The following is a 21,377-nucleotide window of genomic DNA, read 5'->3' on the forward strand; positions in this document are numbered from 1 at the left end:
TTTTAAGGAGGAACTACTATGGATTATCAAGACTTAGCTCAACAAATCTTAGACAAGATTGGCGGCAAGGAAAATATTCAGAAAGCTTGGCATTGTGCCACGCGGTTACGGTTTAATTTGAAAGCGGTTGATCAAGCGGATACTGAAGGTATTGAAAATCTGGACGGTGTGATTACGGTGGTTCAAAGTGCCGGTCAATACCAAGTCGTGATTGGTAACTCGGTTGCCAAAGTTTATGCGGCTTTAGCTGATCTAGCTGGGATTGCGAATGCTGATAGTGCCACTGAAGAAAAAGACGAAGATGGGCCTAAACAAAATATTGTTAATCGCTTTATTGCCTTTATTTCAGGCATCTTTACCCCATTTTTAGGCGCATTGGCGGGTGCCGGGATCTTGAAAGGGCTACTGGCTTTGTTTGTCGCCCTGAACTGGATGACAACGACTAGTGGGGCTTACAAAATCTGGTATTCAGCGGGTGATGCGATCTTCTATTTCCTACCGATTTTCTTGGCATTTACAGCGTCAAAACAATTACATGTTAATCAATTCGTAGGGGTTTCATTGGGGGCAGCATTGTTATATCCGACGTTAGTCACTGTGATGTCGAATTCGACCACGTTACGATTCTTCGGCATTCCAGTGATGCCAACGACTTATACGTCAACGGTTATTCCGATCTTGCTGGCAATTTGGGTATTGTCATACTTAGAACCATGGTTTGATAAGTTGTTCCCTGAATCGATGCGTAATATTTTTTCACCACTTCTATCCTTAATCGTGATGACGCCATTAACATTGTTAGTGGTCGGACCAGTGGGTGGTGTTATCAGTAATGCCTTGGCCAACGGTATGATGGCGATTTATAACTTTATGCCATTAGGTGCTGGTTTAATTATGGGAGCTTTCTGGCAAGTCTTTGTTATTTTCGGCGTTCACTGGACGTTTGTGCCATTGATGATGAATAACATTGCCAAGATGGGCTATGATCCATTGTTGCCAATTTTGAGTGCGGCTGTTTTATCACAAGCCGGTGCGGCACTTGGGGTCTTTTTAAAGAGTAAAGATACTAAGATGAAAGCTTTAGCTGGTTCATCGGTGATTACGGCGTTCTTTGGGATTACTGAACCCACTATTTATGGGGTCACTTTAAAACTCAAACGACCATTTTACTGTGCTGTTGCTGCCGGCGCGGTCGGGGGCGGTATTGCAGGCTTCTTCCAAGTACATGCCAGTTCCTTTACGTTGCCAAGTCTGTTAGCATTGCCAACGTATCTTGGTCAAGGCTTTATTGGTGAAGTCATTGGGTTGTTAGTTGCCTTTATTGCGGCGGCTGTCTTAACCTACTTTTTGGGGGTTAAAGAGGACCCATCAGTAGATGAAACGAGTACCTCTAAGTTAGATGACGATACGATCATGGCACCTGTTGAAGGCACCATTATCCCATTGAAAAATGTTAACGATGAAGTGTTTGCATCAGAAGCGATGGGTCAAGGGTTAGCAATCGTCCCAAGCAAAGGTGAAATTCATGCGCCAGTTGACGGAACGGTTACCGCCGTTTACCCAACGGGACATGCGATTGGTATTACGTCAACAAATGGCGCTGAAATTCTGATTCATATCGGGATTAATACGGTGCAATTAGACGGTCAATATTTTGAAACGATGGTTGAACAAAATGCGACGGTTAAGTGCGGTGATCTATTAACGACATTTGATGTGGCTAAGATTAAAGCGGCGGGTTATGACACTACCGTGATGGTCATTGTGACGAATACTAATGACTATCAAGCAGTGCAACCAACCACGGCGACTGAAGCCAATAAAAATATGATTTTAACGTTAGAACCACAATCCACAACTAATGAAGGAGTGCCAGCAAATGTATAAATCAACTTATCCAAAGCAATTTCCAGCTAACTTTTTATGGGGTGGCGCTACAGCCGCTAACCAAGTTGAAGGGGCTTGGAATATTGACGGTAAAGGTTTGACGACAGCCGAAGTTGTTCAAAAAACGACTGACCGTAAGCATATGTCGATGGGCGATGTCACTTCGGAATCAATTAAAATCGCGATGGCAGATACTACGGATGCCATGTACCCTAAGCGACGTGGGGTTGATTTTTATCATCATTACAAAGAAGATATTAAGCTCTTTGCGGAAATGGGTTTTAAAGTCTATCGTTTCTCAATGGCCTGGGCTCGCATTTTTCCCAAGGGGACGGAAACTGAACCTAATGAAGCTGGCTTAGCTTTTTATGACCGCGTGTTGGCGGAGTTAAAAAAGTACAATATTGAACCGTTGGTGACCTTATCACATTATGAAATGCCGATTAACTTGACGGTTGAACAAAATGGCTGGGCCAGTCGGCAGACAATCGCGGCGTTCAATCGCTTTACCGAAACAGTCTTTAAACGCTATCATGGCCAGGTCCATTATTGGTTAACGTTTAATGAAATTAATACGGGCACTTGGGGTTTTCATGAAACGGGTGCGATTGATAAGGATTTGAGTCAGACTGAACAATTACAAATTCGTTATCAGGCGTTACATCATCAATTTGTCGCTAGTGCGATTGCGACTAAACAACTACATGAGATTGATCCAAACGCTAAGATTGGCTCGATGCTGGCTCGGATGCAAACTTATCCAGCCACGCCTAATCCCGTCGATGTGCAAGCCGCACAATTAGAAGATCAAAAGAATTTGTTCTTTACAGATGTGCAAGCTCGTGGTGAATATCCTGAATACATGAATCGTTATTTTGCAGAAAATGACATTCAACTTGAGATGGCACCAGATGATCAGGCTATTTTAGCTAAGTATCCAGTCGATTTTATTAGTTTTAGTTATTATATGACGACAGTGACGGCGGCTGATGAAGGTGAACAGGTCAATGGGAATATGGCAACGGGTGGTCGTAATCCTTATTTGGAGGCTTCCGATTGGGGTTGGCAGATTGATCCCGTTGGGTTACGCGTCACGTTAAACGAAATGTGGGATCGTTATCGGAAACCACTATTTATCGTTGAAAATGGCCTCGGCGCAGTTGATGAATTGGCGGCGGATGGCCACGTTCATGATGATTATCGGATTGACTATTTACGTAAACATATCATTCAGATGCGTGAGGCGATTTCAGATGGTGTTGAATTGATGGGCTACACGATGTGGGGACCAATTGATTTAATTAGTTTTTCCACGTCTGAAATGTCAAAACGTTATGGTTTCATTTATGTCGATCAAGATGATGCTGGTCAAGGCAGTTTGAAGCGGATTAAGAAAGATTCGTTTGCTTGGTATCAAAAAGTCATTGCCTCAAATGGTGATGATTTAGCTTAATTGCTGGGTTACCTACGCCAGCCAGTGATTCTGCCGACTGTGGGGACCGGCTTCAGCAAAGGTGCGGGCGTCCACCTCGCTTTTAAGTCTAGCTCAAATCGCTAGTCTTAAAAGTCGTCCACATCGTAAAGTCCGGCGCCATCACTGGCTGGCTTCGGTTATCTTGCTAATCAGTGATTACCAGTATAGCCGAGAAGAGTGTGGCCACCGCATTTCGGTTCAAGGCGATCTAGTTTTGATCGGTGAATACTTGTCATATCAATGACTGATGCTAAAAGACAATTTAGTTAGTCAAAAAACGGCGATCCTCTAAAAAAGGATCGTCGTTTTTATGTCTAAAAGTTATTAGTCGTTGCTTTCAAGACTTCTGCCCCCCGATTAACGAGAAGATAAGCGCCGCCATTGGTTGTAAAGCTCAGCCCTTCGAATTCACGCGTTGTTTGAAACATCGTCGATTCGATGGCACTGCTCTTGAGGTGGCCGAGATGATTGACTGGTAATGAGGTGATACTGCCGTTAGAGACTAAATAAAGTTGGTTGCGTTGCGGGTTGTAACTCATTGCTTGAGCAATGGTTCCCGGACTATACCGTAACCCTTGCATCACGAGATGGAACCGCACCGTGGTTTTGCCAATCTTACCAGCGAATAATTTAACTGATCCTTTCGGTGCCGACCCAACTTTGGGTGCCGAACTATAAAAGTAGGCCGTCCCATGATTATCAAAGGTTAAAACACTCCCCATGCTGATTTTGGAATTCAATTTAAAGCTAATCTTTTTAATCGGCTTCAAGGCTTTTTTTGATAATTGTTGTAGGTTGGCGTGCTTGCCGCCATGTCCAATAAACCATAGCTGGTGGTTATGGGGATTATACGCTAATGATTGCCCATGACCGGTCTTAAATTGTGGGCCAATTTTGACATGTTTTAATATAGCCCGATCTGTCGCGGTCAGCTTATTAACGGCTTTGTCGTGACTGGCACGCCGTAACCGAGCCATGTGATCATGAGTGATGCCGTAAGCTTTTAAGGCGGCAAGATCGTAATAGACCACTCGTCCGGTAGTGGCATAACTGTGGGTCGTTTGCATAATGTACATGCCTTGACCGTGTGGTGTCATCACCACACTTTGTGGATTACTGTAATCACCACTGGTCTTCATCGTAATGGGCAAGTAAGCCAGGGTCTTAAAGTCGGCTAAATGATTCCCAGCGACGGCTTTAATGGTTGTGGCTGTTTTCTGGTAAGCCGAAGCTTGATAATCGCTACTACGGGCAAAGGGATAAGTGGTGACGTAATAATCGGCATTGCGCAATGTTTTAAAATGTTTTGGATTAAACCAATCCAAGGCATTGCCATGTTGTTGATAGTGGCCTTTAGCTGTGCGTGTGGCCCGAATTCGATTGGGGTTCTTACCGATTCTTAAATAGGATTTGTTAATCCAGACAACGGTTGCCTTAGAACTCGTTCGAACCCCCAGCAAAGTCGTGGTCTTTTTCCCACGTTTCAGCTTAAGTTGTTTGACACTCGTATAAGTCGTTCGAGTGGCTTTGGTTAAGCCGGCCGCCTTGGTTAACGTGGCCTTTTTTCCGTGCAAGCCTAAATACCAGCTAACATGGTGATATGCATGACTAGGCACGTAATAGTCCTGATGCTTAGTGGCTTTTAGCTTGCTGACATGATAAGTGGTCGTGGCTGCTTGTCCCGCCAATGGTGACAAGGCCACGTTTAATAATAGGCTACATCCAAGGAGTAGCCCGATAACTTTAATTTGTTTCAAAAATAAAACCCCCGCGAAAAGTGAAAACTACAATATCCATTGTAGCCGATTTTCAGCGGAGGAACAGGTTTTTATTTAGATTGAATCATCTTTAAAGGTCTCTTCGACAATATCCATGACATCTTTGAATAAGCCAATTGGGAATTGATGAGCCCGGCGAATCATATTAATGTGCACACTTGGTGCTTGCACGTCGGTAATTGGAATTTCAACTAATCCTTTTTCAGGTTCAGCGCCAATATCAGAAATGAATCCTAAAGCTAAGTTTTCACGAACTAACCCGTTAATTAGGGTGCCGTTATCCGATTCAAACATCACTTGTGGTTCAATTGACAATTGTTCGGCTAGTTGATGGAAAACGAGCTTGCTTAAGTAAGTAGCGTTCAAAATAACGAACGGATGTTGAAGCGCGTCTTTGAAAGTTGGATGGTCCAACTTAGTCAGCTCGTGATCGGGACTGCAAAGAATCTTAAAGGTGAAAGGTCGCAGAGGGGTCACGGCTAGACGCTCGTCAAGTGTTTGATCAAGATTACAGCTAACGGCGATATCTAGTTGGCCATTCAAAACTTGTTTGACTAACTGGTTAGCGCCCATTTCAACTGTATGAATACTGCTAAGTAAGTCTTTTTCGACGATTGGTTTAGTTAAAGCGGGCAGATAGCGTTCGCTCACAGATGGTTCAATACCTAGTCGAAGCGTGTGTTGACGCAAATGACCGATTGATTCGTTAACATGTTGCCAATTAGCAATGATATCGTTAGCGGCTAACAAGAGTTGTTGTCCACTTGGCGTTAAGACTAAAGCTTTAGTTTTGGCTTGCCGAAAGAAAAGCGTCGTTTGAAAATGCCGTTCCAACCGTTTGATGGCTTGTGAGATGGTTGGTTGGCTGACATGGAAATCGGCGGCCGTTTGCGTATAGCTTTGTGTACTAATTAAGCGTTGAAAGTAGTACAAATCCTTAATATTCATTGAAATGCAGCCTCCATAAAAGTTGTTGTTAAACATTAACCGTTAGAGTTCGCTTCCCAGGAACTTTTAGCTGCCGGTTATAAAAAAACATTATCAGTTAAGGGATTGTTGGATTGCGGTCGTTGATTAATAAAATTAGTAATTGACAGATTAATCATACCACGATTAAGCCCCTAAGTGCGGGATTTATGACACTAGGTGTCCCATTTTACCCCTTAAATTAGCAAATAGTTTAACCCGTTAAGTCATAACCAAAGTTTATAGCGTGATAATTGAAATTGGTCTAAAACAGTATTTTGCAACAAATCGGTTAAATCACTATGATAATCACTTATTGATTAAGGTGCTGTTTTAACTGGTCTGACCTAAGCAAAAAAATAAATTGTTTTGCCCACAATAATAATCATTACTTGTCGGTTTAGTGATTAAGATTGATCAGTTGTTAAGGGGGTTAACCTATTAATGAACTAAATAACGCCGGCTTTTTTAGTGTGTTTTGCGTAACTAACTAATCGAATCAGTTTTTGTTAAGTGTCTAAGCTGATAGATTAATTGGCCTTACGTATTGATTAAGGGGTCAAAGTTATAACTGATTTTAATAGCGCTACCAAAAACAGCCTAATAAATAGGAATTTTCCAAAAAATCGATAAGTATGAACTATCACTTAAAGGGGTGTTGGAATGAAGCCCCGCAGTTTGCTTACTTCTAGTGAAACTATAAGTAATTATAATACTGCACCACATGATTGTCATGGAAAACGGCATTTAAAAGGATGTTTGTAAATCTGATATAACAAATATTAATAATTATCTAAAGACTAAAAATTGTTTTTTTAGCAATAATTATTGATAGGACGAGTATTCATTGATCAAAAGTAGCCTTACTTGTCATCTATCGTTCCAGCTCCCACGGGTGGACTCATTCTCGGCTATATTAGTGACTACTAATTAATTAGTATCTGCATGATAACCGGAGTCAGCCAGCGATAGCGCCGGTCCCCACAGCCGGCAGAATCGCTGGCTGACGGAGGTGACTGTTTAGCAAACAATGCTAGTAGGTTCTCACCACCATAATTAGCTCTCAATCGCTAGTTAAATATTATTAACTGAAAGTTGTTTGCTCTGTGTGCGGACGAAGGTAATAAACTGATTAACTGCCGGTTGTGGTGTCGCTGTTTTTAGTGCGGCCATGTAAAGAATTCGTTGCCAGTTTGGGAAAGATAAAGGAATGATTTTAACTGGCATCGTCTGCAAGATGGACATGTTTGGGACCACCGCGATGCCAAAGCCATTGGCGACGAGGCCAGCAATCGCTTGATCTTCTTCGACCGAATAGGCACTAATCGGTTGGCCGCCACAGTCATTAAATAATTTAGTCATGATCGGATGCAAGCCACTGCGTTCAGAGAATGTAATTTGCGGATAGGCTAGGGTCTCTGTCAGGTTAATGCTTGAACGATTGGCCAAAGCGTGGTCGGTTGGGGTGATACAGACCATGGTCTGTTCAGCTACTGGGAAGAAATCCAAGTCGCTGTAGTTGTCGAGTTTGGAACAAAAAGCGACATCATATTGCTTCGTACGCAACCCATTTAAAATGTCAGGTGATAAGCCGGTATCGGTGTTGAATTGAAACCGAATCGCCGAATTTTGTGTTGCTTGTAAGAAACGTTGGGCCATGTCTGGCAGCCATTTGATGCTTAATGTGCGTAGGGACGCCACGCGAATAACGGCCTTTTGTTGATTGAAGCTTTTAATGTCAGCAATGCTTTTATCAAGGGTAATTAATGAAGATTCCACACCGTTAGCAAAGAGCTTTCCGGCGGGGGTTAGTTCAACGTTACGACCAATTCGCTTAAATAATGGCAGATTTAATTCGTTTTCCAGCGAGTGAATGGCTTTCGTTAAACTTGGTTGTGTAATATGTAACAGTTTTGCAGTTTGAGTGTAGTTTTCAGTACGTGATAAGGCGACAAAATAGCGTAAATGATCTAGGTTCATGATGCACAGATACCTCCTGTTAAGGCTAGCTGTAGTAGCCCTGCTAGCGCTTACTATAGCTAATATACCAGAATTAATAACTTTTAGCTATGGGTCACTGCGGTTAAAAGCAATTGGACGCCAATTTCAAAAGCGCTTACATTAGACTTGTAAAATAAATTATGTGAATTAAAGAGCATGCATGTTGAAAATCCACAATTTGGAGGAATCAATTATGACGAAGACACATCCAATTACCATTAGTTCCTGGACTTTAGGTGACAAATGCAGTTTCGAAGATCGCTGCAAGGCTGCTAGTGAAGCTGGCTACGATGGGATCGGGTTACGAGCTGAAACCTACGTTGATGCGCTAAATGAAGGCCTAACGGATCAAGATATTTTGGACATCTTAGCAAAATACAACATTCGGTGTACTGAAGTCGAATATATTGTGCAATGGTGTGAACCAGAACGGTCATATGAACAAAAATATAAGGAACAAACTTGTTTCCATATGTGTGACTTATTTGGCGTCAAACATATCAATACTGGGTTAATGGAAGATTATTCAATTGACTATACCGCTGAAAAATTACAAGAATTAGCGGCTCGGGCTGGTCAATACATTATTGCCTTGGAACCAATGCCATATAGTGGGTTACCAAATTTGGATAAAACATGGAAGATCATGCAAAAAGCCAATTGCGACAATGTCTACATGTTACTTGATATGTGGCACTGGGTTCGCGCCAACCAATCTTATGATTTATTGACGAAAGAACAAGCGAAACGCGTGATTTCTATTCAAATCGACGATGCTTACACCCGGCCATATGCTGACTCAATCTTGCGTGACGAATCAATGCATGATCGTTTAGCCCCTGGTGCTGGTGATTTAGATACTGCTGGCTTTGTGAAGATGATCAAAGATGCGGGCGTTGATCCTAAAGTCATTGGGGTTGAAGTGATCTCTGATGGCTACATGGCGAAGGGCATTGACTACGTGGCTGATTATACTTACAAACAAACGGTTGCCACGATTCAAAAAGCTTGGCCTGAAATTTTAAAAGAACCTGCAAATGCGTAATTATTGATTAGGAGGAACTAAAAATGAGTGATAGTTGGTTAGGATTAAACGGTAAAGTTGTTGTTGTCACCGGTGCTGTTGGTGGCATGGGAACAAAGTTCTGTGAAGAATTTGCTAAACAAGGTGCAAATTTGGCTTTAGTCGACATGATTGAAGATAAGACCGAGGCAGCTGCTAAGAAGTTAGCTGATCAATACGGGATTAAAACGGTGGCCGTTGTTTGCAACACCACAAATGAAGCCGAAGTTGATGCGGCGGTTAAAAAAGTCGTCGATACCTTTGGTCAAGTCGATGTGCTAGTTAACACGGCTGCAATTTTACGCTTCTCACCATTGGAAGACTTACGTTTAGATGAATGGCAAGCCGCCGTTAACGTCAACTTAACCGGTTACTTCTTGATGTCACAACGGTTTGGCCGCGTGATGATTCAACAAAAGCACGGGAACATGGTGCATATCTCAACCGTTGCCTCCCGCTATCCTGAAACTTACAGTGGCGCCTATAGTACCACTAAAGCCGGCGTTAACATGATGTCGAAGCAAATGGCCGCTGAATGGGGTCAATATGGCGTTCGCAGTAACTGTGTTCTCCCATGTTTAGTGAAGACACCTCTTTCAGAAAACTTCTATAGTGATCCTAAAGTTGAAGATGGTCGGAAACGCTTAGTTGCTAGCAAGCGGATTGGGAACTTAGATGATATCGCCAACACCGTTTTATGGTTAGCTAGTGACCGTTCTGATTACACCAATGGTGGTGAAGTCACCGTCGATGGTGGCTTGAACATGATGATTTCTGACATGATTCCAAAGCCCGGTGGTCGTCGTCAATATGCCATCGATCATCATCAACCTGCTAAAAAATAACGATTTGCGTGAGTCGAAAGGAGACTGGGACAGCTGTCTCGGTCTCTTTTCTACATAAATGAAGGAGTGTCTTAACATGGAAAAACGAATTTCAGGAACGACTGGTTTATTTACCTTACTCGGCTCACCGGTAGGTCATTCGGGCTCGCCAGCGATGTATAACTTTAGCTTTCAACAACAAGGACTGGATTACGCGTACTTAGCGTTCGATGTCAAAAAGGATCAAATGGCTGAAGCGATGGATATGTTGCGGTTATTCAAGGTTCGTGGCAGTAATGTCACCATGCCTTGCAAGACCGTTGCGGCGACATTAGTCGATGACTTGTCACCAGCCGCCAAGATTGTTGGCGCGATTAATGTGATCGTCAACGATGACGGCAAATTAACGGGGCACATTACCGATGGACTTGGATTTGTTCGGAACTTAAAGGAAACCGGTGTGACTATTCAAGGTAAGAAACTCGTGGTTTTAGGTGCGGGTGGTGCGGCCACCGCGTTGCAAGTCCAATGTGCATTAGATGGTGCCGCATCGATCTCGATTTTTAATCAAGACGATGATTTTTACGCCAATGCCGAAGCAACCCAAGCCAAACTGAAAACGGCGACACCAAATGTAGACGTCACCGTTTATCCCTTAGCGGATCAAGCCAAATTAAAGGCCGAAATCGCTGCGGCTGATATTTTGGTAAATGCAACGGTGGTCGGAATGAAACCATTGGATGGGCAATCATTGATTGATCCTAGTTGGTTGCAGTCTGATTTAGTCGTGGCCGATACGGTTTATAACCCATTGAAGACGAAGCTGATTGAAGATGCCGAAGCCACTGGTTGTACCGTCGCGCCGGGTAAAGGGATGTTGTTGTGGCAAGGTGCCGCGGCTTATACGTTGTTTACGGGCAAAGACATGCCGACTGACGAGTATCAAGCTTATGAAGCCAAACAGGCAGTTAAGCAGCACTAAAGAGAGGATGAACGATTATGGAATCACGAATTGATGGACATACAACGATGTTAGGGTTATTTGGTTCGCCAGTCGGCCATTCGGGCTCGCCGGCGATGTATAACTACAGTTTCGAACAAGCGGGAATCAATGACGCCTACTTAGCGTTCGATATTCAAGCTGATGAAATGGCGAGTGCCTTGTCGAAGATGCGGCTGTTAAATATGCGCGGTGCGAATGTTACGATGCCTTGTAAAAAGGTGGCGGCTGAATTGGTTGATGAATTATCTCCTGCGGCCGAATTAATTGGTGCGGTTAACACGATTGTTAACAATGACGGTGTCTTAGTCGGTCATAATACCGATGGTGCTGGTTATGTTGAAAATTTGCGGCATCATGGTGTCGACCCAACCGGTAAAACGATGACGATTTTGGGCGCTGGTGGTGCTGGCACAGCCATTGCGGTACAAATGGCGTTAGAAGGGGCCGCGGCTATTCGCATTTTTAATCCGAAAGATCCTTTCTTTGAAAATGCCGAATTAACCGCCCAAAAGATCATGGCGAAAGTCCCAGCTTGTCACGTTGAAGTTGGCGATTTGAACGATCAGGCTGCCATGGCTGCCTCAATTAAAACCAGTGATATTTTAGCGAATGCGACTAAAGTAGGGATGAATCCCCATCCTGATCAAAGTAATATCAAAGATTTGAGCGTTTTGCGGCCTGACTTAGTGGTGACGGATACGGTTTATAGCCCAGCGGTCACTAAACTACTTGCCGATGCTAAAGCACAAGGGTGCACCACGATTGGTGGTAAAGGAATGCTCGTTTGGCAAGGGGCTGCCGCCTTCAAGCTGTATACCGGTCGAGAAATGCCGGTCGATGATGTCAAACGACTTTTCTTTAGTGATACTGGGGGTAAGTAAATATGGCCACAACGACTTCAAATAAAAAATATTATCCAACCGCGTTATCGCTATATTTTGCTTATGTTATTCTCGGAATTGCCTCGTCAATTATGGGCCAATATAAAACGGAATTTGCGAAAGCTTGGGGTGCCACGACATTATCTAATGGGACACTCGATGTGAGTATGGTGGTTTCAGTCATTGCGGCGTATGGCTTAGGGCGCTTGATTGCTTATCCATTTGCTGGGCCAATCTCCGATAAAGTGGGCCGCCGGTTCAGTGGCTTCATTGGGATTGCACTCTATGCGGCATTTTTCTTTGGAATGATCTCGGTACACAGTATGTGGTTTGCCTATGCCATTGGGATTATGAATGGGATTGCCAATTCGTTTTTGGATACGTGTGTGTCACCAACTGTCATGGAAATCTTTCCGAATGCGGCGTCAATTGCCAATCTGTTTACAAAATTTTCAGTAACGGTCGCGCAATTTATCTTACCGTTTTTGATTGGTTGGGTCGCGGCAGCTAACTTGTCTTATCAAGTGATCTTCATTGCTTGTGGGATTTTGATGGTGATTGATGCTATTTTAGTATTGATTTTACCTTTTCCAAAAGCGAACAAAGTTGCCAAGTCGGCAGCTGTTAAGGGACAGCATCATTTTTCTGGCGCTGCCTTAGCGTCCATTCTCATCGGGTTTACGAGTTCCGCCACGTTTATGATTTGGTTGAACTGTAACCAAGAATTGGGCACGAGCTATGGCATTAAAGATCCAAGTATTTTGCAATCATTTTATGCGGTTGGGGCAATGATTGCGGTGCTATTAACCGCGCAATTCATTCGCATGGGACTCAAAGAAACAACCGTGTTGGTACTCTATCCAAGTATTTCAGTCGTCATGTTGTTACTTTGCTACGTCATCACGAGTCCATTTATTCTGTATGTTGGTAGCTTTGTGCTAGGTTACGCAGCGGCCGGTGGGGTCTTACAACTGGCCGTTTCAACCACAGTGACCTTTATGCCAGATAGTAAAGGGTTAGCGACCTCATTAGTCATGATTGCTTCCAGTGTGGCTAACTATGCGGTCTTATCACTGGCGGCCTATTTGACCAAGACGATGGGCGGTAGTGCACCACGGACTATTATCTTGTTGAATATCGTGATTACAGTAATCGGAATTGGCTTAGCATTAGTTGTAAAGCATCATGATCGACCGACGACCAAGACGGTCGCGGCTAAAGCCTAATTAATAATAAGTTTGACCCTAACTATTATCGAAATAAAAATAATACCACCGACATTTTGGGAGTTTCCTTAAACGTTGGTGGTATTTTTTGATTACAGCGATTAATGGGTTGATTTAATCATCAGTTGAGTTGCTTGTAGCCAGCTTAATCCGGCCAAAGATATCGAGACCGATGCCTAAAATAACCATGCCAGTGAAATAAGTCCGTAAAGTTGGATAAAGGACAGCGGGGCTAACCTGTAACGTGATTAATGCGGCCCCAATCATGCTAATTAACGCGAAGATTAAGCGGCCATTCATCATGATGAATTTTTGATCCAATGTTCAGTTCCTCTCTTGGTAATGCTGATAAACTTACAACTAATTTTGCCCATAGTATAAAGGCGATAACGGTTACAAGTCAAATTGTTTGACAGCATGCAAAAAAAATATTAACTACGTTAATGATCATTTACAATAATCGTTGTCGTTTGCGTATAATGTGGATTATAATAAGGTGTATCGTTAGTTTATATATCTATTAAACTAATCGACAAATTTTAAAGAAAGGAGGAATAATGATGCGATTAAAAAATTTTTTAGTTGGAACGGCGACTTTGTTAACGTTACTGGCAGCCAATACGGCGAAAGCTGATACGACGAGTAATACCGCCACAACCGCGACGACCGATGCAGATACCGCGACAACTAGTGCGAAATCTGTGACGGCGGCCAAACAAGTGACGTTACAAAGTGGATCAACAACCGATGAATCAACGTCCACTGATACTGATTCAACGAGTGGTAGTGGTCAAAGTACCAATACAAGCTCGGCGACAGATAGTAGCAGTAACGCGGATTCATCAACTAGTAGTCAAGATAATGTGTCTTCTTCAACTAATAATAGTAGTCATACTAGTTCATCAGTTGATGAAACACAAAGTAGTGATTCGACAAGTAACAGTAGTAATGATGGCACTAAGTCTAATGCGACTGATACGAGTTCGACCACTAACCAGGACACTAGTTCAAATGATAGCAGTTCAAACACTAACCAGGCCAACACTTCAAATAATCAAGGCACCACTGGAATTCAAGCAACCGATACGACGGTAGCTGATTCTGATGTGGACGTTGATCAATCAGCAAGTGATGTGCAAGCAGCTGCGACTGCTAGTCAAGTGCAGGCTAAGTCAAGTGAAGCTGAAACATCAAACCAACAATCCAATATAACGATGTATAGTGCCGTGGTTACCAGTTTAGATGGTCTTGGATCATTAAGTAATGGGACGATGTCATTTAAGAATTTGAAACTGGCCTTAAGTCGTTCAACGGTGGTTGTTAATGGCTTAGGTGCTGATGATGCAACGATTTCAGATGGTACCAATATTTATACAAGTTCAGATAGTTTGGACTATTACTCGACCTACTTTGTCCGTTACTACTGGTCAATTCCAGATGGTGAAGTAATTAATGACGGTGATACAGCCACAGTGACCTTACCAAGTAATGTTTTAACTACAGGGGCGACTGCCGGGACAACTTTTGATGTGACAGATATGCATACGAATCAAGTGATCGGGACAGCAACAGTTATGGCTGATGGGACAACGGCACTACTAACATTTAATGATTACTATGCCAAAAATCCAGCTGATAGTCGTCAAGGCACATTATCGTTTAATGTTCGTGGGACGACTAAATCTAGTGGTGACAGTAGTTTTGTCATGAACAAGGTTGGTTGGCTTGATAATAGCTCGACTAGTGATGGTCACACAGGCTATTGGCAAATTATCATTAATCCGAATGCTGAGACGTGGACGAATGTTTCGATTACTGATAATATCGGGCTTTATCAAACTTACAAGAATGATTTGTGGGTTGAGTCAGGTACGTATGTTAATGGTGGTATTACAAATACAACGAGGCTAACGGCTGGCGTGGATTACACATTAACGGCTACCGGTAATGAATTAAAAATTACGTTCACTAATCCGATCACTACGGCGATTAATATTGAGTATTCTGTGGCATTAGAAGACAATCATGTTTATACCAATAATGCTACTATGGCTTATAAGCCAGCTGATGGTGAGAAAGATCCAGGAACTGGTGAAATCAAGACGACCACCGCAAATTCAACCGGTAGTTTTGCATCTGGTGGTAACGGAACAGCAACGTCCATTGATAACATGGCGATTTTAACAAAAACTGATTCTGAAACCGGTGTTCCGGTTGCTGGGGCTGTTTATAGTCTGTATACTGCAGACAGTAATTCAAGATTATTGCGAAGTGGTATAACCACTGGTAAAACGGGTCAGGCTACGATTAATAAGTTAGTTTCCGGTAGTTACATCTTACGTGAAACTCAGGCGCCTGACGGTTATGCCTTGAATACTGATTCAATTAGTTTTGTCGTCTCATCACCAACCGCTAATTCTGATGGGACGTATACCCCAGTAACGGTTCAATTAACCACTACTGATACGCCAGTTGAACGGACGTCATTAAATGTGACGAAAGTTTGGACGGATGTGCCTACTGGTACATCGACACCTGCTGTGATAGTGACGTTGTATCGTAACGGTGACAAGACTGATCAAACGTTGACTTTGGACAGTACGAACAGTTATCAAGGGTCTTTCAGTAATCTAGCGGTTACGGATAACTTTGGTAAGGACTATACGTACACAGTTCAAGAAACGGTTCCTGATGGTTATACCAGCAGTCAAACGACGACTGGTGATACCGTGACGATTACCAATACGTATCAGTACGGTCAGATTACGTTGACGAAGGTTGGTAGTGATGATGCAAACGCCGGTTTAGCGGGCGCCACTTTTGAACTACGTCAAGCTGATGGAACTGTTGTCGATACACAAACGACGGGAACTGATGGGACGGCCACGTTCACTAAGGTTGCTCAAGGAACTTATACGTTAGTTGAAACGCAAGCACCAACTGGTTATCAATTAGCTAAGTCACAAACGGTCACGATTGGTGGTGCGGCTAATGTTTCGACAAATTATCAAGTTGCAACGACGATTATGGATACCAAAATTGCGACAACCAACATTACGGTCAACAAAGTTTGGGCTGGCGTGGCAAGTGATGCGACGACACCCGATGTGACGGTGACATTATATGCTGGTGGTCAGGCAACTGATCAAACCTTGACTTTAACTAAAGCCGATGGTTATACCGGTCAATTTACCAACTTGGCCACAACTGATACGACTGGTCATTCAATTACTTACACGGTTGTTGAAACACCAGTTGCAGGTTATACCACAAGCGGTGGTGACATCGTTGACGGTGTGGCAACATTTACCAATACGCTACAAACAAATAGCTTAAAGGTTACCAAAGTTGACAGCGAATCTGGTGCAGTTTTAGCCGGTGCCACTTTTGAATTAAAGAATGGGACGACGGTTATTGCTACTGCAACGACTGATGATCAAGGTGTCGCAACCTTTACTGGTTTAACTTCTGGCACTTACACGTTACATGAAGCAACGGCCCCAACGGGTTACAGTTTGGCAACTGATCAAGCCGTAACGGTTGATGCCACGAGTACCACGGCAGCGACAATTACGGTTGAAGATGTCAAAACGACCACGCCAGTTACCCCAACCACCACGATTACCGTGAACAAACACTGGGCGAATACGGCAGCTAATGCCAAGACTCCTGATGTTACGGTTACGTTGGTTGCGAATGGTGAAAGTACTGGTAAGACGTTGACCTTAACCACGGCTAACGGCTATACTGGTCAATTCACTGATTTGGCAACTGAAGATAGTGATGGTACGGCGATTAACTACACGGTTGTTGAAACGCCAGTTGCGGGTTATACGTTGACGGGTAACACCATGAGTAATGGTGTGATCACGTTAACCAATACCGCCGATGACGTTCCGGTAACGCCAGTCACACCAACTGGTAGCATTACGGTTACTAAAGTTGACAGTCAAACGAAAGCCATTTTGGCGGGTGCGACCTTCAAGTTGGTGAACGCTACTGGTGAAACGGTTACGACTGGCACGACGGACGCTAAGGGTCAAGTTACCTTTAGTGATTTGGCACTAGGGACTTACCAAGTGATCGAAACGAGTGCACCAACTGGGTATACCTTAAATACCACGGCGCAAAACGTGACGGTCTTAGCTGATCAAACGAGCACGGTGACGATTGAAGATACCGCAATACCAACTACACCGGTCACGCCTGATACGCCGAAAAAACCTAACGTGCCAACCACACCAACGAAGCCGAGTGTCCCAACGACCCCGACAACGCCAAGTGTGCCAACTGTACCACCAGTTAAGGTTGTCCCAACGAAGCCTGGTGATACTTTTGGGGAATATGAAGGTGGGATTACACCAAACACTCCAACTTCAAAGACCAACAAGCCAACGACACCAACCACAACTGTTAAGACAACCACTACGACAATTAGTCAAGGTGCGACCTTACAGCCAAGTGTTGGTCAGTCAGAATCAGCGAACACAGCTACGAAGTCAACTTTGCCACAAACTGATGAACAAGCTTCTTCAGTTTGGACCTGGTTAGGCTTACTCAGCTTAGTATTAGTTGGTTTAGGCTATGGTTATGTGCGTAAGCAACAAGCTTAAGCTTAAAAAATAACACGTTCGACATCCCAATGATGGGGTGCTGAACGTGTTATTTTTGGTTATTGTCAGTTTAAATGATTACCGGCGATTCTGGCGCGACGAGTCATCATGCCGAACACGTACTGGTTGGGCAGCGGGCACGCGATTACCAGCGACCACTCCTGCAACAGCGGCTAAACCAGCCGCAGCTAATAAACCTGCTAAAATCATATCCAGCGCCTCCTAATCGTCTTAACATCTTCTTGATACTTGCAGTTTAGGTGATTTGAAGGCAGATTGCAATCAATAAGCTAGTGATTAGCGCGAATTTGAGTAATTCGTAATTTTCTTAAGCAATTGTTGATTATTGTTGATCCGAGCAAAGGCGGTGGCATCATTTAATAAGTCTTGAACTTGCTGTGCATCGGTACTGAGCCGCGCTTGTAAGAACTTGATTTTGGCCACATAGAAGGTCACATGTGATTCGGCACAGATCTTGATCGCGTAAGCAAGCAAACGCTCGCTAATCGCATTTTCGCCAATTTCGGCGTAAAAGTTCCCAGTGTAGTAGGCGAGATTAACCACACGCCAAACACTCGCGGTAGTTTCTAATGATAAGCTGGGCAGTGCTTGGCGGACTTTTTCAAAGTAGTATTTTGCTTTGTCCGGTTCATGATTATTTTGATAAGCGATCCCGGTGCCACAGTAAGCGAGTTGTGTATAAATCGTGGCATGTTGCTCGTCTAGATCCGTGATGATTTGGTCGAAATTAAACAAAACGTCACTGATGGGGTGTTGATTCAACGCCGCGACATAACCTTTTAAAAAACAGTATTGAAGCTTGGTTTCCAAATCGTGCCGGGGTTTGTCGGTGATGCGGTTTAAGCGAGTTTCCGCATCATCGAATTCACTGGTGATTAAGTCGAATTCGATTTGGCCGAGTTCTTTTAAAACGGCCGCATCCGCGACACGTTCTGTTGGAAAGACATCTTCTAATTGAAGATGAAGTCGTTGACAGAGTTGCGCTACGATCCGAATCGCGGGCGCTTTCCCGTTGTTTTCAAATTTACTTAAAGTTGCTTGGGTACAGATGCCGTCAGAAAGGGCTTTTTGTGAGAGGCCGAGAGCCTTCCGGCGGGCAATGAATAATTCGATATTCATTTATGTTTTCCTCCCTTGAAAGGTAATTACACTGACCATGCTGCCAAGCTTCGACGGCACTTCCACTTCTAATTAAACAATGTTTATATAATTTTGTCAATATCTGGAAAGTATACTTAATATTCTGAAAATATATGAATAATTGTGCTTGATTTTCCATAAAAATGGCACTAAAAATAGAGTGGGTTTAAAGACGATTTGGCTATAACTATTCGGAGATGCAAAAAAGAGTTTGGATTTTATCCCAAACTCTTTTGAGCTTATTTCGTCATATAAGCCGATTTAAAGTTGTAGTTGATCCCAGCAGTGTTGTAAACCAAGCCTTTAAGCTTTGGATTGACCATTTGGGCGATCACGTTTTGTGACAATGGGGCAACCCCTTGATCGGTACCAATCGTCTTTTCGGCGGTGGCTAAAGCGGCCCAGCGTTTCTTGGTGCTAGTCGTGCTGTTAGCGGTCTTGATGGCGGCATCAAAGGTTTTGTTTTGCCATTTCCCGAAATTGTAATCGTTAGTTGACGTCATGATTCCTAAGTCAGAGATTGGATCAGCGAAGTCTGCTTGCCATGCGGAGATAACCAATTGGAAGTTACCAGCAACTTCACGTGAGATCCGTGTCTTGTAAGGGACGGTGACACTCTTAACGGTTAAGCCAGGCAGTTCTTTTTCAAGTTGACCTTGAACGTATTCGGACAGAGCCTTCATTTGGTCGGTGTCATCATGCGTTAATGTCAAAGTGAGTTTCTTCTTGCCGACTTCTTTTAACCCTTGCTTCCAAAGTTTTTTAGCTTTGGCAGTATCTTGAGTGACGGAAGATTTGACCTCGTTTTGAGTCGCGAAGTCTTTACCAGTTGTTGGATCGTTGGCTAAACCAGCGGTGACAAAACCTTTAGGTGTCACTGAACCATCGCCCAAGACATCGTTAACGAGTTCTTTACGGTTCAATGATAAGGACATGGCTTGCCGCAATTTCTTGTTGGCTAAAGCTTTAACTTTCTTTTGGTTGAATTCCAAGTAGTTCAAACGTGACGACTTACGGATTTTAAGTTTTGAATTGTTCTTTTCATTCTTAACTTGTTGTCCAGATAAGGTGGCCATGTCGAGTTTGCCACTTTGGAATAAATTGAAGGCAGTGGTTGTAGATTTGACCACTTGATCGTGAATCTTGGTCAGATGTACGTGCTTTTTGTCCCAGTATTGGTTGTTTTTAACCAAGGTCCAAGTTGAGTTGGTCCCATTCCAACCGGTCATCTTGAATGGACCGTTGTAAACCATCTTGCTAGAACTAGTCCCATAATCTTTCCCATACTTTTCAACGGCATGTTGATTTTGTGGGAAGAACACGACAAAGCCCATCAATAGTTTGAAGTATTGCATTGGTTTTTCCAAAGTAACCGTTAGTTTGTATTTACCATCAGCTTTGATCCCTAAAGTTGACGCCTTAGCTTTACCGTTAGTGATCTTGTCGGCATTTTTGATGCCAGAATACAAGTAAGCGTATTGTGAGGCAGTCTTAGGATTAACCGTCCGGCGCCAGCCGTAAACAAAGTCTTGCGCTGTTACTTGATCACCGTTACTCCACTTGGCATTTTTACGTAGGGTGAAGGTATAAGTTAACTTGTTTTTAGAAACGGTGGTACTTTTAGCGATCCCCGGTGTCACTTTACTGTTGTTGCCTAAACGGTAGAGACCTTCTTGTGAGTTATTAATCATCGTCCCACTGATAACATCAATCGCAAGTGAAGGGTCCAAAGTTGATAAATCTTGGCCATTTTCCGACCAATTAAGCACTTGAGTCTTGGCTAACTTACCGCTAGTGGCGCTACTACTCGAACTAGATGAGCTTTGATTTCCACAGGCGGTTAATAAAAGTCCGGCAGCGGCTGTGACGGTTACTGCGGCTGAAACTGTTTTCCATTGCATATATGTATCCCCCTAAATCTTTTTTATGATATGACAATGAGGATACATTAAATTTAGATTAAAATCAATAGTTAGTTTCTAATCTTTAACGTTCAGTAGACACAAACCGCCCAACTTAGCGATGGATAACTAAGTTGAGCGGTTTGTTAATAATTGGCATTATCGATGCCAGCGCATCGTATATTCAGGTTGGTTGGTGTCTTTATCAATTGCTTGAGCGTGCACGTGAAAGTCACTATGGTGATAAAAAGCAACGGCGACACGGTTGGCGACATAGACAGATAGTTCTAGTTTCGATTGTTGCTGTTTAGCCGTGGTTAACAAGGCCGAACCGAGCCCTTGTTGGCGCGCGCCGGCAGCGATAAAAATACCAGCAATGTAGTAGTCTTGTAGACCTAAAAAGCCTTGAATTTGGTCTCGATCCGTAGCAACTAGGAGTTTGGCTTGTGGCAAAGCCTCACGAACGGCCGGCGCTTGTTTGCGCCAGTAATCTGGACGGACGAACGGATGCGCGTCCAGATTGCCTTGTAGCCAAATCGCCATTAATCGGTCTAATTGAGATTCGGTTGGGGCGGTTAATAAATTGATAGCCATTGATT

At 43.4% G+C, this 21,377-nt stretch carries 16 protein-coding genes; 8 read left to right on the forward strand and 8 right to left on the reverse strand.

Annotated features, from left to right (window positions below; genetic code table 11):
* Positions 1-18 precede the first annotated feature (18 nt).
* Both FFM84_RS06955 and FFM84_RS06960 read left to right on the forward strand, forming a co-directional pair.
* A complete protein-coding gene (locus tag FFM84_RS06955; RefSeq protein ID WP_130844339.1) occupies positions 19-1,887 on the forward strand; it encodes a beta-glucoside-specific PTS transporter subunit IIABC in 1,869 nt (622 codons plus the stop codon).
* On the forward strand, positions 1,880-3,340 hold the full coding sequence (locus tag FFM84_RS06960) for a glycoside hydrolase family 1 protein (protein ID WP_130844338.1): 1,461 nt from the start codon (positions 1,880-1,882) through the stop codon (positions 3,338-3,340). Before FFM84_RS06955 ends, FFM84_RS06960 begins: the two co-directional genes overlap by 8 nt.
* A 335-nt stretch (positions 3,341-3,675) precedes the next feature.
* Here the strand turns inward: FFM84_RS06960 and FFM84_RS06965 are convergent, their stop codons facing one another.
* The 3 genes from FFM84_RS06965 to FFM84_RS06975 form a co-directional block, all read right to left on the reverse strand.
* A complete protein-coding gene (locus tag FFM84_RS06965) occupies positions 3,676-5,118 on the reverse strand; it encodes a hypothetical protein (RefSeq protein ID WP_130844337.1) in 1,443 nt (480 codons plus the stop codon).
* 75 nt (positions 5,119-5,193) lie between these two features.
* Complete coding sequence (locus FFM84_RS06970) at positions 5,194-6,087, reverse strand: LysR family transcriptional regulator (protein WP_130844336.1); 894 nt, start codon at positions 6,085-6,087, stop codon at positions 5,194-5,196.
* 1,092 nt (positions 6,088-7,179) lie between these two features.
* On the reverse strand, positions 7,180-8,085 hold the full coding sequence (locus tag FFM84_RS06975) for a LysR family transcriptional regulator (RefSeq protein WP_130844335.1): 906 nt from the start codon (positions 8,083-8,085) through the stop codon (positions 7,180-7,182).
* Between the two features lie 214 nt (positions 8,086-8,299).
* On the opposite strand from FFM84_RS06975, the gene FFM84_RS06980 reads away from it, so the two are divergent.
* The 5 genes from FFM84_RS06980 to FFM84_RS07000 all read left to right on the forward strand — a co-directional run bounded on the left by FFM84_RS06980 (position 8,300) and on the right by FFM84_RS07000 (position 13,103).
* Positions 8,300-9,151, forward strand: a complete 852-nt coding sequence (locus FFM84_RS06980; RefSeq protein WP_130844334.1) for a sugar phosphate isomerase/epimerase family protein — start codon at positions 8,300-8,302, stop codon at positions 9,149-9,151.
* 23 nt (positions 9,152-9,174) lie between these two features.
* Positions 9,175-10,014 carry an SDR family NAD(P)-dependent oxidoreductase gene (locus FFM84_RS06985; RefSeq protein WP_130844333.1) on the forward strand — a complete coding sequence of 280 codons (840 nt, stop codon included), beginning with the start codon at positions 9,175-9,177 and terminating at the stop codon, positions 10,012-10,014.
* A gap of 76 nt (positions 10,015-10,090) precedes the next feature.
* The gene (locus FFM84_RS06990) at positions 10,091-10,975 is read left to right on the forward strand and encodes a shikimate dehydrogenase (RefSeq protein WP_130844332.1); all 885 of its coding nucleotides are present in this window, start codon (positions 10,091-10,093) and stop codon (positions 10,973-10,975) included.
* Between the two features lie 17 nt (positions 10,976-10,992).
* On the forward strand, positions 10,993-11,877 hold the full coding sequence (gene aroE, locus FFM84_RS06995; protein WP_130844331.1) for a shikimate dehydrogenase: 885 nt from the start codon (positions 10,993-10,995) through the stop codon (positions 11,875-11,877).
* Positions 11,878-11,879: 2 nt separating this feature from the next.
* Positions 11,880-13,103 (forward strand): MFS transporter, encoded by a 1,224-nt coding sequence (locus FFM84_RS07000; RefSeq protein WP_130844330.1) that lies wholly within the window; start codon positions 11,880-11,882, stop codon positions 13,101-13,103.
* Positions 13,104-13,217: 114 nt separating this feature from the next.
* Here FFM84_RS07000 and FFM84_RS07005 read toward each other — a convergent pair whose 3' ends face one another.
* Positions 13,218-13,424, reverse strand: coding sequence for a hypothetical protein (locus FFM84_RS07005; protein ID WP_130844329.1), 207 nt, complete (start codon positions 13,422-13,424; stop codon positions 13,218-13,220).
* A gap of 239 nt (positions 13,425-13,663) precedes the next feature.
* Between FFM84_RS07005 and FFM84_RS07010 the strand changes: the two genes are divergently transcribed.
* Positions 13,664-17,716 (forward strand): SpaA isopeptide-forming pilin-related protein, encoded by a 4,053-nt coding sequence (locus tag FFM84_RS07010; protein ID WP_165450283.1) that lies wholly within the window; start codon positions 13,664-13,666, stop codon positions 17,714-17,716.
* 78 nt (positions 17,717-17,794) lie between these two features.
* On the opposite strand, the gene FFM84_RS16410 is transcribed toward FFM84_RS07010, so the two are convergent.
* The 4 genes from FFM84_RS16410 to FFM84_RS07025 form a co-directional block, all read right to left on the reverse strand.
* Complete coding sequence (locus tag FFM84_RS16410; RefSeq protein WP_263854355.1) at positions 17,795-17,926, reverse strand: hypothetical protein; 132 nt, start codon at positions 17,924-17,926, stop codon at positions 17,795-17,797.
* A gap of 87 nt (positions 17,927-18,013) precedes the next feature.
* Positions 18,014-18,856: a helix-turn-helix domain-containing protein gene (locus FFM84_RS07015; protein WP_130844327.1), complete on the reverse strand. Its 843-nt coding sequence runs from the start codon at positions 18,854-18,856 to the stop codon at positions 18,014-18,016.
* A gap of 260 nt (positions 18,857-19,116) precedes the next feature.
* Complete coding sequence (locus tag FFM84_RS07020; RefSeq protein WP_130844326.1) at positions 19,117-20,778, reverse strand: peptide ABC transporter substrate-binding protein; 1,662 nt, start codon at positions 20,776-20,778, stop codon at positions 19,117-19,119.
* Between the two features lie 159 nt (positions 20,779-20,937).
* Positions 20,938-21,372: a GNAT family N-acetyltransferase gene (locus FFM84_RS07025; protein ID WP_130844325.1), complete on the reverse strand. Its 435-nt coding sequence runs from the start codon at positions 21,370-21,372 to the stop codon at positions 20,938-20,940.
* Positions 21,373-21,377 lie beyond the last annotated feature (5 nt).

It is taken from the genome of Lactiplantibacillus mudanjiangensis (assembly GCF_005405385.1).
Lineage (GTDB): Bacteria > Bacillota > Bacilli > Lactobacillales > Lactobacillaceae > Lactiplantibacillus > Lactiplantibacillus mudanjiangensis.

What these genes read in the sequence shown, in the direction of transcription:
- FFM84_RS06955 (WP_130844339.1), top strand. Translation starts at nt 19, where the DNA reads ATGGATTATCAAGACTTAGCTCAACAAATCTTAGACAAGATTGGCGGC.
- FFM84_RS06960 (WP_130844338.1), top strand. Translation starts at nt 1,880, where the DNA reads ATGTATAAATCAACTTATCCAAAGCAATTTCCAGCTAACTTTTTATGG.
- FFM84_RS06970 (WP_130844336.1), bottom strand. Translation starts at nt 6,087, where the DNA reads ATGAATATTAAGGATTTGTACTACTTTCAACGCTTAATTAGTACACAA.
- FFM84_RS06975 (WP_130844335.1), bottom strand. Translation starts at nt 8,085, where the DNA reads ATGAACCTAGATCATTTACGCTATTTTGTCGCCTTATCACGTACTGAA.
- FFM84_RS06980 (WP_130844334.1), top strand. Translation starts at nt 8,300, where the DNA reads ATGACGAAGACACATCCAATTACCATTAGTTCCTGGACTTTAGGTGAC.
- FFM84_RS06985 (WP_130844333.1), top strand. Translation starts at nt 9,175, where the DNA reads ATGAGTGATAGTTGGTTAGGATTAAACGGTAAAGTTGTTGTTGTCACC.
- FFM84_RS06990 (WP_130844332.1), top strand. Translation starts at nt 10,091, where the DNA reads ATGGAAAAACGAATTTCAGGAACGACTGGTTTATTTACCTTACTCGGC.
- aroE (WP_130844331.1), top strand. Translation starts at nt 10,993, where the DNA reads ATGGAATCACGAATTGATGGACATACAACGATGTTAGGGTTATTTGGT.
- FFM84_RS07000 (WP_130844330.1), top strand. Translation starts at nt 11,880, where the DNA reads ATGGCCACAACGACTTCAAATAAAAAATATTATCCAACCGCGTTATCG.
- FFM84_RS07010 (WP_165450283.1), top strand. Translation starts at nt 13,664, where the DNA reads ATGCGATTAAAAAATTTTTTAGTTGGAACGGCGACTTTGTTAACGTTA.
- FFM84_RS16410 (WP_263854355.1), bottom strand. Translation starts at nt 17,926, where the DNA reads ATGATTTTAGCAGGTTTATTAGCTGCGGCTGGTTTAGCCGCTGTTGCA.
- FFM84_RS07015 (WP_130844327.1), bottom strand. Translation starts at nt 18,856, where the DNA reads ATGAATATCGAATTATTCATTGCCCGCCGGAAGGCTCTCGGCCTCTCA.
- FFM84_RS07020 (WP_130844326.1), bottom strand. Translation starts at nt 20,778, where the DNA reads ATGCAATGGAAAACAGTTTCAGCCGCAGTAACCGTCACAGCCGCTGCC.
- FFM84_RS07025 (WP_130844325.1), bottom strand. Translation starts at nt 21,372, where the DNA reads ATGGCTATCAATTTATTAACCGCCCCAACCGAATCTCAATTAGACCGA.